Source organism: Dolichospermum lemmermannii CS-548, assembly GCF_028330815.1.
In the GTDB taxonomy this organism is placed as follows: Bacteria; Cyanobacteriota; Cyanobacteriia; order Cyanobacteriales; family Nostocaceae; genus Dolichospermum; species Dolichospermum lemmermannii.
Genome location: NZ_JAQMTJ010000076.1, coordinates 25674 through 37937 on the forward strand (window position 1 = coordinate 25674; position 12264 = coordinate 37937).

11 protein-coding genes are annotated in these 12264 nt (G+C 35.7%); 5 read left to right on the forward strand and 6 right to left on the reverse strand.

Annotated elements, in window-relative coordinates; genetic code table 11:
• Positions 1 to 126 precede the first annotated feature (126 nt).
• Complete coding sequence (locus PN450_RS04895) at positions 127 to 438, forward strand: hypothetical protein (protein WP_271835595.1); 312 nt, start codon at positions 127 to 129, stop codon at positions 436 to 438.
• 329 nt (positions 439 to 767) lie between these two features.
• On the opposite strand, the gene PN450_RS04900 is transcribed toward PN450_RS04895, so the two are convergent.
• Positions 768 to 1151 (reverse strand): DUF2237 family protein, encoded by a 384-nt coding sequence (locus PN450_RS04900; protein WP_148765007.1) that lies wholly within the window; start codon positions 1149 to 1151, stop codon positions 768 to 770.
• A 106-nt stretch (positions 1152 to 1257) separates the two neighbouring features.
• Positions 1258 to 2886 (reverse strand): cyclic peptide export ABC transporter, encoded by a 1629-nt coding sequence (locus tag PN450_RS04905; RefSeq protein WP_271835596.1) that lies wholly within the window; start codon positions 2884 to 2886, stop codon positions 1258 to 1260.
• 15 nt (positions 2887 to 2901) lie between these two features.
• Between PN450_RS04905 and hpnI the strand changes: the two genes are divergently transcribed.
• On the forward strand, positions 2902 to 4098 hold the full coding sequence (hpnI, locus tag PN450_RS04910) for a bacteriohopanetetrol glucosamine biosynthesis glycosyltransferase HpnI (protein ID WP_334311481.1): 1197 nt from the start codon (positions 2902 to 2904) through the stop codon (positions 4096 to 4098).
• Between the two features lie 56 nt (positions 4099 to 4154).
• Here the strand turns inward: hpnI and PN450_RS04915 are convergent, their stop codons facing one another.
• A complete protein-coding gene (locus PN450_RS04915; protein WP_271835597.1) occupies positions 4155 to 4772 on the reverse strand; it encodes a CAP family protein in 618 nt (205 codons plus the stop codon).
• A 134-nt stretch (positions 4773 to 4906) separates the two neighbouring features.
• Between PN450_RS04915 and rsmA the strand changes: the two genes are divergently transcribed.
• Genes rsmA through PN450_RS04930 form a run of 3 tightly spaced genes read left to right on the forward strand, consistent with a single transcriptional unit; the run spans position 4907 to position 7054 of the window.
• Positions 4907 to 5725 (forward strand): 16S rRNA (adenine(1518)-N(6)/adenine(1519)-N(6))-dimethyltransferase RsmA, encoded by an 819-nt coding sequence (rsmA, locus tag PN450_RS04920; protein WP_168697213.1) that lies wholly within the window; start codon positions 4907 to 4909, stop codon positions 5723 to 5725.
• A gap of 54 nt (positions 5726 to 5779) precedes the next feature.
• Positions 5780 to 6724, forward strand: coding sequence for a 4-(cytidine 5'-diphospho)-2-C-methyl-D-erythritol kinase (gene ispE / locus PN450_RS04925; RefSeq protein ID WP_271835598.1), 945 nt, complete (start codon positions 5780 to 5782; stop codon positions 6722 to 6724).
• Between the two features lie 6 nt (positions 6725 to 6730).
• Positions 6731 to 7054: a DUF3082 domain-containing protein gene (locus tag PN450_RS04930; RefSeq protein WP_015080977.1), complete on the forward strand. Its 324-nt coding sequence runs from the start codon at positions 6731 to 6733 to the stop codon at positions 7052 to 7054.
• A gap of 62 nt (positions 7055 to 7116) precedes the next feature.
• Here PN450_RS04930 and PN450_RS04935 read toward each other — a convergent pair whose 3' ends face one another.
• The 3 genes from PN450_RS04935 to PN450_RS04945 form a co-directional block, all read right to left on the reverse strand.
• The gene (locus PN450_RS04935) at positions 7117 to 7989 is read right to left on the reverse strand and encodes a response regulator transcription factor (protein ID WP_148765017.1); all 873 of its coding nucleotides are present in this window, start codon (positions 7987 to 7989) and stop codon (positions 7117 to 7119) included.
• 665 nt (positions 7990 to 8654) lie between these two features.
• The gene (locus PN450_RS04940) at positions 8655 to 9479 is read right to left on the reverse strand and encodes a WecB/TagA/CpsF family glycosyltransferase (RefSeq protein ID WP_210422230.1); all 825 of its coding nucleotides are present in this window, start codon (positions 9477 to 9479) and stop codon (positions 8655 to 8657) included.
• Between the two features lie 113 nt (positions 9480 to 9592).
• Positions 9593 to 11788 (reverse strand): GumC family protein, encoded by a 2196-nt coding sequence (locus PN450_RS04945; protein ID WP_148765019.1) that lies wholly within the window; start codon positions 11786 to 11788, stop codon positions 9593 to 9595.
• Positions 11789 to 12264: the final 476 nt, after the last annotated feature.

Sequence of the window (12264 nt, forward strand, 5' to 3'; positions counted from 1 at the left end):
TTCCCTAAAATTTAGGGCAATATTTTCCAGAAGACAACCCTTTTTTCATCTTTTCCATTTTTAAAACCCTCTATAAGATATCAATAGTTAAACAAATTACCAAGTTAATTAAAGGAGATAAGAGTTATGTTGAACCTGTTTAATAAAACTAAACCTCAAAACCCAAAACTCACCCCAGAACAACAAAAGCAAGCTTTCAATGCGTACATTTGGCAAATTCAGTTAGGATATAAAGTTAAAATTGCCATCGGTACAGTATCAGCAGTTTTTACTTTTGGTAGTGTTGCTTTATTTTACACTGGCAGAATTGAACAAAGCCATCTTAACATTGGTATTGGTGTAATTTCTAGTGTGGTGGGTTTTAAATCTGCCAGTAATAGTAAGAATGAATTAAAGGAACTGTTAGAAAGCTGTGAAATCGTCAACGGTGGTAAATAAGGTTATTAGTTTGAGATCATAGCTGTAAGGGTTTAGCAATGCTAAACCCCTACCCAATTTTAAAATTTTCTATTCTTTAGTCATCTTTAGATGACTTTAGCTATGAGACTGGGAATTCATTCCCAGGCGGTTTATTGGGTTTATCTGTCAGCTTCCACACCCACCCGGAAATCAATTTCCGGGCTAATAGCTAAAGTGCGTTAAAACGCACTCTAAAAACAGTCGGTTTTAACCGACTTCAGCTTTGAGACAGGGAATTTATTCCCTGGCTACTGGCTACCCAGATTTTTTCAAAATTCATATACTATTGCTATATTTGCTAATAATTATTACCCATTTTCCTCATTACGAATTACCCGATGTTTTTGCAAATCTGCTAAATTACAAACTTCTAACGCCCTAGCATGAGTAGCTTCTAAAACCACGGTCGGTGCTACACCATCTTCTAGGGCTTCTTGCCACCTTGCAGCGCATAAACACCAGCAATCACCGGGTTTTAAGCCGGGAAAACTAAAATAAGGTGCAGGTGTACTCAAATCATTACCTTGGGATTTAGTATATTGCAAAAATTCCTCTGTAACTTGAGCGCAAACGACGTGCATTCCCATATCTTGTCCACCTGTGGTACAAAACCCGTCACGGTAAAATCCAGTCATGGGAGAAGTGCAGCAAATTTCTAATTTTGTACCCAGTACGTTTTTAGCTTCTGTCATGATTAATTCCTCACAATTATTATTTATTAGGGAAAACGAACCGCAGAGGCGCAGAGGACGCAGAGAAAAGAGGGTTTGAGAGATATTTTGGATAAGTCCTGATTTTCTAAGTTTGTGGAAGTTTATCAAATTCAATTTTACCATAGTTTAATTTAATAATTCTATCGGCTAAATGAAAATAATGATCATCATGACTAATTACTAAAATTGTTTTTCCCTGTGCTTTTAATTCTGGCAATAATTGAGTATAGAATATATCTTTGAATAAGGGATCTTGATCAGCAGCCCATTCATCAAATAGATAAATTTGCCGATTTTCTAAATATGCTGTTAGTAATGCGAGGCGTTTTCGTTGTCCTTGGGAAAGGGACGTAGTGGAAAGTTGCCCATTTTTGATTTTGACTTTATGATCAAGTTGCAATTTATCTAAATATTTTTGGGCTTGAATATCTAAGTTATTATTTTCTAATCCTAGTAGTTCTTCAAATAAATAAAAATCAGAAAAAACTACAGAGAAATGTTGCCGATACCATTCACGGTTATTTTCTGTAATCAAATTTTCATCTAAGATAATTTCGCCATTTTCAGGAATGTATAACCCTGTAATTAATTTGGCTAAAGATGATTTACCGCTACCATTGCCACCAACAATAAAAACTAATTCTTGGGGATAAAGGGTAAGATTAATTGGACCAAGAATAAAACTACTATCTTCTTTATCTGTGTAATAAGTGTGAGTAATATTTTGAAGTTGTAAACTGTGCCAATTTGTGAGAGCATGAGGTGGTGCAGTGGCAACTTCTGCACGACTGGCTAAAGATAAACCTAAAGATTCGATTTTTTGTAAAGCAACACTGGCTTTACTAATTAATGGTAAATTATTAGAAATATTATCCATCGGCAACATTAAATAAGTAAATGTGAGAATATAACCTGATAAAATTTCGGGATCAATGGCGAATAAATGCGGTAAAATAAAGAGGACAAAACCAATGGCAAAGAAAAATATTAATTTACCCCAACTGGTAGTTGTGGCAAACAAAGTTAAACCTTGGACATTATGATTTCTAAATCTGCTGGCTGTGGCTTCTAGACGATTGCTGAGGAAAAATTGTCGGCGTTGATAGTGGATTTTGAGTTCTTTGATTCCGGCTGTAATAGTGCTAAAGTTATTAAATAAGGCATCTTGATCTTCACGGGCTAAAGCTAATAATTTTTCTCCTCTATCTAATAACCATTTACAACTACCAATAGCGACTAGCATTAAAACCACAACCATGATAAATACTAACCAAGATAGCCAAGTTATATATAGTAAACACCCCAAAGCCATGGACATATCAATACATAAAAAGGGAATGACATAGACAGCATTAGCTACAGCTTGGACATCTTCTGTTAAAGTTGCTAATAAGCGGGGATTTCCTAATTGTTCTAAATGACTTAATTCCGAGGCTAATATTTGCCGACTTAACCGCATTCTTAATTGCAAAACCGCATTTTGAGATAAGCGAATTAACATGATTTGGGAAATCACGCCGGTAATTAAGGCCACGGTAACTAAACCGACGAAACCCCAGGCTATAGTTGTCAGAGGTGCAGCATCGCTTTTACTCGCAGCACTACTAATGAGGGCGATTAATCCCGCGCTACTACCACCACTCAAGAAACCTGTGGTAATGGCTATTGCTACCATTGTCCACGAAGAACGCAAAAGAAAGTAAATTAGATTCATTATGTCAATTGTCAGTTGTCAGTTTTCAGTTGTCAGTTGTCAGTTGTTTTACTCCCTGATTCCCTATTCCTGATGTTAATTTTTTGTTTATCAGCCGTTTTATTTTACACCTATGGGGTTTATACAGCGATAGCTTTTTTGCGTGACTCCCCTCCCATAAACCCGAAATTTCATCCCCCTGTCACTATCCTGAAACCGCTGTGTGGTGTTGATAAGGGGACTTACACCAACTTAGCTTCATTTTGTCAACAAAATTATCCCCAATATCAAATTATTTTTAGTGTCCGCAGTTCTACAGACCCTAGTATAGAAGTAGTTGAGAAACTAATTCAACAATTCCCAGAAATAGATATTAGTCTCGTGGTGAAAGATCATATTATCGGTGCAAATTTGAAAATTAGTAACTTAGCTAGTGCTGTCACCGCTGCCAAACATGATATTTTAGTAATTGCTGATAGTGATATTCTCGTCGGTTCAGACTATTTGCAAACAGTTATTGAACCGCTAAAAGATGAAAAAGTTGGTGTTATTACCTGTTTATATCGTTCCACAGCCCAAGGAATAGCTACTATTTTAGAAGCTATTTGTACAGCCACAGATTTTCAACCCGGTATTTTAGTTAGTAATCAATTAGAGGGGATAAAATTTGCTTTGGGTTCAACCATTGTCATTCGCAAAACCACATTAGCAAAAATTGGCGGTTTTGCTGCTGTAGCTGATTATTTAGCAGACGACTATCAACTTGGTTATTTACCAACTCAAGCCGGGGATAAAGTAGTTTTATCTAACTATATAGTAGAACACGGATTAGGACATAGTAATTTATTAGATTCTATCAATCGCCAAATTCGTTGGGCGCGTTGTATTCGTGTTTCTCGTCCTGGGGGTTACGCGGGATTAATATTTACTTTTGGCACAGTTTCTAGTTTACTATTATTAATAACTAGTGGTGCTTCTATTCTCTCTTTGTTGGTTGTATCCATAACTTTACTCATGCGATTAATTATGGCTTGGGTAATAGGGGTAAAAGTTCTTAATGATGCAGTTACTAAAAAGTATTTTTGGTTAATTCCTGTTGCTGATATAGTGAGATTTATAATTTGGTGTTGTGGCTTTTTTGGTAATACTATTAAATGGCGAGGGACAAAATTTAAATTGGTGAAAGATGGTAAATTGGGAATGATAGAAAAAGAGAAGTCAGAAGTTCAGTAGGAGGAAGGAACAAGAAAGACGGAAATTTCTCCCCTGTACCCCTCCTAACTTTTTGACTACGGTTTCAACACATTAGCGGGAAACTGCCCTTGGACGTTACCAGCAGGTAAATAATGACAGACAACATAGAAAGCATTATATTTAGTACCATTCAGAGTTTTAGTACCTTTTGCCGTACCACAACCCAATTGGGTACTACTTTTCCACACAACCTGGGTAAAATGCCCAGTAGCCGAAGAAAATCCTGGACTATTATAGTTATAGGCGCTGACTTCATTGTACCATGACTGAACTGCTGTGTTGGCCAGGGTGGTATAGTTTATTGAGGGTGCTGTAGTATAGGAGACATGTAAGTTTTCTCCAGCATTATTACGCTGAGTGGCTCCGCTGTGTTGAAACAATCCATTGGTTGCTAAGTATTGCGCCCAGCCTTGAGCAGTGTTGTTAGCAGAACTACTAATAGTCATGTTAGGACTACTGTGAGTAGCTCGATAACTGTTATGCTTAGATAAAGCACTGCTTCTAAAAGCGTTCAACTCAGTAGTTGTTTGTGCTAAAACTGGTTCGCTAATCATGGGAATTATACTGGCAAATTGAGAGGGAGCTATTCCCATTAATATGAGAGTTAAAGCTGTACCTGTTGTTAAAGTGAGAGTTGGAAAGAATTTATTCATGTTTTTATCTGTCCTGTGACTAGAATGAATTTTTGACAAGTTAGGTTATCGGCAAGAAGTTTATGTCAACAAAATAAAACACATAAAACGCCTAACAAGTATGATACTTTTTGAAAGCCATATTTTTCAACAAAATGATTCAACCCCGTAAACAGTTTGCTCAACATTGGTTAAAAAGTGATAAAGCTCTCAACTCAATTGTCCAAGCGGCTAATTGCCAGGAAACTGATAAAGTTTTAGAAATTGGCCCCGGTACAGGAATTCTAACTCGGCGTTTATTACCGCTAGTGAAATCTTTACTAGCAGTGGAAATTGACCGGGATTTGTGCAAATTACTAGCTAAACAATTGGGTGAAAAAGAAAATTTCTTACTTCTGCAAGGCGATTTTCTGACTCTTGATTTACTATCCCAATTAACAGCATTTCCTAATTTCCAAAAGCAAAATAAAGTTGTTGCTAATATTCCCTATAATATTACTGGGCCAATTATTGAAAAGTTACTGGGGACTATTTCTCATCCCAATCCAGAACCTTTTGATTCTATCGTTTTATTGGTACAAAAAGAAGTAGCAGAAAGATTATATGCTAAACCCGGTTCGAGAACTTTTGGGGCGTTATCGGTGCGGGTACAATATTTAGCAGATTGTGAGTTAATTTGTACAGTTCCCGCTGCGGCATTTGTGCCACCACCAAAGGTAGATTCCGCTGTGGTGCGGTTACTTCCTAAACAAATAGAAATTCCAGCCCATGACCCCAAGAAGCTGGAAACTCTAGTTAAATTGGGATTTGGGTCAAAGCGAAAAATGTTAAGAAATAATTTACAATCGGTAATTGACCGTGATCAATTGACGCAATTACTGGAACAATTAGAAATAAATCCCCAAGTCCGCGCTGAAGACCTCGGTGTTGCCCAATGGGTATCACTGGTAAATATGATAGGAAATGCTGAATAGTTGTCTTTACTGTTCCCTATTCCCTATTCCCTGTTCCCTGCTTTTATAACCGTTATGCGTTCTTACAGTTTAATTACACCTGCCAAAATCAATTTGTATTTGGAAATTATTGGTAGTCGTCCCGACGGCTATCATGAATTAGCAATGATTCTCCAAAGTATAGATTTATCTGATCAAATTGATATTCACCCTGCCAGTACAAATAATATCCGCGTCTACTGTGATCATCCCCAAGTACCCACAGATAAAACTAACCTAGTTTATAAAGCTGCGGAATTAATGGCTAAGGAATTTCCCAATGCTTTTAGTAATTTTGGGGGTGTTGATATTACCATTAAAAAGCATATTCCTGTTGCTGCTGGTTTAGCGGGAGGTTCTACCAATGCCGCAGCGGTGTTAGTAGGAATAGATTTACTTTGGAACTTGGGATTAACTCAATCAGAACTAGAAGAATTAGGCGCAAATCTCGGTTCAGATGTGCCATTTTGTATTGCTGGAGGAACGGCAATTGCTACGGGTAGAGGTGAAAAACTCGCTCCTTTACAAAGTTTGGATAATTTACATATCGTATTAGCCAAATATCGCAGTTTAGAAGTTTCCACAGCTTGGGCATATAAAACCTATCGAGAACAATTTGGGATTAATTATATTCAAGATTCAGAAGGTTTAGCGGCTCGTGCTAGTGCTTTTCATTCAGAAGGCATGGTAAAAGCTATCTTGAATAAAAATACCGAAAAAATTGTCCAAGAACTACATAATGATTTGGAGAAGGTTGTCTTACCAGCTTATCCTCAAGTATTGCAACTGCGGGAATTATTCGCCAGTCAACCAGGGGTTTTAGGGACAATGATGTCAGGTTCTGGACCTTCAGTCTTTGCCATTGTTGAATCTCAAACTCAAGCAGAAATAGTCAAGCAGCGAATACGTGAAGCTATTCCTAATGAGGATTTAGAATTGTTTGTAACGCGGACAATTAAACATGGAATTAAAATCGCCTAATTTATTATGAATCAACCAAAAGAAACGTCATCAGCAGATAGTTCTACTCAAGTACAAGCAACTCCATTACGCTGTATAACTGGAGCTACAATTTCGGGTGGATTTGCCTTTATTACCTATTCTCTCATGATAGCGATCGCTACTACTTTTGCCAATAAACCCAACCATTCTGATAACCAAACCGTCATCAATATCGCTGCCGCTGTCCGTACCCTAGTAGTAGGTATAGTAGCCTTGGGTGCGGGTATATTTGGATTAGTTGCATTAGGCTTATTAGCCTTATCAGTACAACTTTTTATCCAAAAATTAAGCAATCCTAAAAGTAGTTAGTTTCAGCTAATAGGGAATAGGAAGTTATTTTCTTCTTCCTGCTTTCTTCTCTAACTCCTAACTTAATTCCTCCCGACAGCTACAGGTTTAACTAATTGTGAGCGATTTTTGATAAATTGCAAGTTATTATTTTTCAAACCTGAATTTAACTGATTTTTTTTGCGCCAATCTGTGGGAGATGTATGATTATATTGGCGAAACTGTCGGGAGAAATGACAAGCACTTTGATAGCCAAGATTTGTAGAAATTTCCTCAATTGTTTGATTAGTATTTTTCAGTAAAGGTAGGGCTGCTACCATTCGTCTTTTGATAATCCAAACATTTATGGGATCTCCTGTTTGTTTAGCAACTTGATTGGTTAAATATGCAGAAGAATAACCAACAGCTTCAGCAACATCCGATAAAGTAATTCCTTCTTGATAATTAGCTTCAATATAATCAAAAACCTTTTTCAGATGGGGAATATTCGGAAAAATTGACTGAGAATTTACTGGTGTATTGGGTAATTCTGCTAATGTGACTTGAGGAAAATTAGTAGCATACCAAGATCTAAAAAGATCCTGTTTTTGTAATCTAATTGCGATTGCTCGCAATAACTCATCAGTTGTTGCAGGTTTAGTTAAATAATCATCTGCTCCAAATTCCATTGCTTTTCGCAAAGATGCCTTTGTATTAATAGCAGTTAGAAAAATAAAAGGAATAATTGCCGTTAATCTATCCTCCCGTAGATTCCTTAATACAGTATAACCATCCATGTCTGGCATTACCATCTCACAAATCACCAAATCAGGTAAATATTCTTTGATTAATTGCAGTCCAATAATACCATTTTCTGCACCTATACCATGATAGCCCTTAGCCTGAAGATAATCTAAAACAAAATTGCGATTCACAACTTCATTGTCAATGACGATAATTTTTTTTGTTACGGACATAATTATTCCAATCACTAGATTTTGGTGTTTTTAGCCATTACTAAAATCTGTACCGATTCACGGACAAATTTTAGATATAAACTGAGCAATAGGAAAGATAAAATTATAGCGAAGAGTTAATACAATCTTGATAATTGCTATTATCTCAATTAGTAATTAATCTTGGCAGATTCACATTTAATATTGAATAATTTTAATTTTATCAATAAAAATTAAATACTTTCAACTTAGTTGCATAAAACAAATGATTGTTGTTTATATTGCTTTTTAATTGAGCTACCCTGAAATTTGAACGTAGAAACATAAAATTGCGCTATTGTCAATTAATATTTGTGTACATTTGGAGGTTGCGAGATTTGATAAATAGGTAAATTGTGAGTTATTTACCTGATTTTACCAAATTTAGTCTCTTTTGCATTCAACTACGAAAGAATATACAAAGTCATCTGCCCCCAGGAATATATTTTTGTCTCAAATTAGCTACTAATCATTTAGCATCCTCCCTAGGGAAGAGAAATGAATGCAATAAATACAGCACTTTCCGGTGTTATGTTGGGATATATATATAGCGTATATAGCGGGCAAGATGCCCGCACTACAAGAGTTTCGGTAATAATCCTTTATTTATAGGTGTTTCAGGAGTTTTCTGCACGACCAAGCTGTGGCTATAACCTTAAGTATTGAAGTAGAGTCAAATTCAAGATTTGCTTGCAAGCTAACCAGATAAAAGCTGGGATAGTTGTCATATATCTTTTAAATAGTCTGGATGGTTCTTGAGTCAGACGATATAACCACTCCCCACCCAAATGACGAATCCAATAGGGCGCTCTTTTCTGACTCTGAGCAAAAACAGGAAATGCTCCCCCTAAACCAATCATTACAGCCTGAATTTTGTCTTTATGTTGATTCATCCACAACTCTTGTTTTGGACATCCTAAAGCCAATAAAACTATGCCTGCACCACTATCGTGAATTGTTTTGATCATAGCTTCATCCTCTGTAGATGTGAGTGGACGAAATGGTAAAGGCTCCATACCAGCAATTTTCAGGTTCGGAAAAAGATCCATTAAGTTCTTTCGCATCTTCTCTAGAGTTACTGTATCAGCACCTAGGAAAAAAAGAGGAATGTCTCTGAGTGGGGCTAATTTGCATAAAGATAACAGAATGTCCAAACCAGCAACGCGGTTTTGAGTACCTGCACCCATTAGTTTTAGCATCCATACCAGTGGCATACCATCGGGAGTAACAATATCTGCATTCTTTAAAACAGAGGAAAATTCAGAATGCCAATAAGATTCTACTAGCATATGAGTATTAGCTACGCAAATAACTTTGCTGACTTTGCTCATAGCCCATTCTAAAATGATGTTTATTTGTACCTCAAAAGGTAACGCAGTCACAGGAGAGCCAATTATATCAATTGTTGGAGTTTCCAGGTTGAGATATGGACTGACATCTTGAATTTGACTTTGTTTGTTTACGGTTAGCATATACTTTTGATATTCTTGTATTCACAAAAATCTGCACAGAATGTTTAAAAAATCAAGGCTAGTAGACAATTATGCGAGTTATTTTCTAATAATAGTAATTTCGCATTTTATCCTTATGAATCAATAGTAATTGCTCCCAAAATAGGAGTAAAAGAGAAATTTAATTGTTCTAATACCTTGCTTAAAATAGAACATTTTGTTTCACCTATTTTTATGGCTAAAATACTTACATCTGTATGCTTCATCAGGATACTAGTATCTGCAAAACCCAATAGATGTGATGTATCATAGATAATTAAGTCAAAATTTTGCTTAAATTGTTCTGTCAAATCTTGGATCTGAGGTGATGAAAGTAAAATTGTCGGATTTGTGGTGATTTGACCAGTAGTTAAGATAGACAAATTATGCTCTAAAGATAATTTTCCTGTATTTTTTACAGTTCTTTTCTTAGGGTCATAATTTTTTTCTCTGATACCGCTAATGTTTTTATGGATAACATTTTCAAAATTCAAACCTTCAGTAATAATGTTGCTTAATCCTTGTTTATTCGGTAAGTCCAACATTTTATGAATACTAGGATTACGCAGATTTGCATCCACCAGTAACACCCGTTTACCCATAGCTGCTGCTGTCTGAGCTAAGTAAAAAGCAATTGTTGATTTGCCATCTCCAGCATCACCTGAAATAATTGCTAGAGAGCGGATATTATTATCACCATTGAGCAGAGAAATATTTGTGTAAACAGAGCGAAAAGATTCCCAAAAGTGGGAGGTATTATGGTTTTGAAAAGGCTGACCACCTTTGGCAAACTTAATATGAGGAATGTTCCCTAATATTGGTAGTTTAGTTTTGTCTTTAACCTCTTCAATATTATAAAATACGTTATTAAGCTTATCTATAAATAAGGCAAATCCCGTACTTAATAATGACCCCAAAGCTATTCCTAAAATTAAATTTCGGATGGTACTCGGTGCAAGATTCTCCGGCTGACTAGGAGGAGTAAGTATCTGCCAAGGTATCTGCTTTTGGGCTGAATCTATACGTAATCTTTCCCGTTCAGTTAAAAAGTGATTGAGGTTATCAACAGCAATTTTTAATTGTCGTTCTAAATCATCTTTTTCACGAATAATAGCCGGAAACTGTCTAACCTGCTCTTGTAAAGAACTTTCAACTTGACTAAGAAATTGGATTTGGGTTTTTAATAATTGAATTTGCTTACTTGCATCGAGGAATTTTTGAATTTCTCGCAAACGAGCCGAATTTGGTGGGGCTGAATACAAAGAATTCATAGTTGTATTTGCAAATTTCATTCCCAAAATCTGCAATTTTTCCCTGATAATTAAATCCAATAAATTTTGTTTTTGAATGAGCAGGGTTTGAATATTTGGGCTATTTTCTGTATATTGAGATGATTTTATGGCGATTGTAGCTTCTATATCTTGAAGTTGGCTCAATAGCTTCTGATAATCAGGAGACTCACTCAAGGCTGAAATAGCCTCTGCTTCATGACTTTTTAATTGCAACTGTTCTTGGAGACTATTATAAAGTGCTTGAGTTCTAGCCAATTGTATTTCATTATCTACCCGTTTTTGGACAATTTGATCAAATTGATTAGCAAGTTGCTGTCCTTGAATCTCAGCATTAATAATACCATATTTTTGACGGAAGTTTTGTAGTTTTAATTGGAGAGTTTCCACATTCCGTAATAGTTGCGGCAATTGCTTTTCCACAAAATTAATTGCTAATTTAGTTTCTGTTTGGCGTTCATCTAAACTATATTTTAAGTATGATTCAGATGCTTGATTTAATACAAACAAAACTTTTTTAGGGTCGGTATCTTGATAACTAACTTCTAAAATTTGAGTATTGGGTAGGAGTTTGATATTAAGTTGAGGTGCGCTGCTACCTGGGTAATACTTTTGCACTTTTTCAGTGAGAGGAGACATCAATTTAGGACTTTGTAAAATCTTCAACTTAGTTTCATCAATTTTATTAGCAGTCTCATCTATTTTTGATCTATCGTCTCGTGCAACTTTATCTTCAGCAGTTATCGGCTCAGTTAAAAGTTCAAATTTACCGACATAAGTGGGAGTGCTAGTCAAAGCCAATCCTGTCGTCGCAGCCGCAATGGTAGTTGTGCCAATTATAATTATCGGTATTCTGCGACGAATAACTGCTAATACTTCACCTAAGTTCAATCCACCTTCATTACCTTCTTCAGATGGATCTGTGTAAATCAAAGGCTTAGATTGACGTTGCTGTGCATTTAGTTGAGCTAAATTTTGCTGAGAATAGCGTTTTTTTATCATATCAAACCTTAGATAATTTCTAATTTAATTTCTAATCAAGTATCTTAATTACTAAGTCATATTTAATTTTTATATATGACTATTAAGTAGGTGGACGTGAAATAATCAAAATGTGTAACAATATGTAAATTTACCTCAATGCGTTATTGTGGTTGAGTCTTAGCCATTTCACAAAACGAAATATATTTTGATTTTCCTCCGCCCACCTACTTAGCTATAATTATTTGTGTAGTCAGACAAGAGGACTCTAGAATATGCAAATGCAGATAATTTTCTTAAGAGTTAAATGGAAATCCTGTATTTCATGAATGTAATTTCATAGAATAACCAGAATACTGGCAAATAATTTGACTTTGATATAGAATCTGTAAAACTTAACTAAGTTCTAATCTACCACTGTTTCATGAGCTAGAGTGGACAAATTGGCAAAATGTCGTTAATCCTTTAATTTGCTAAATATACTATTTATAACTTCG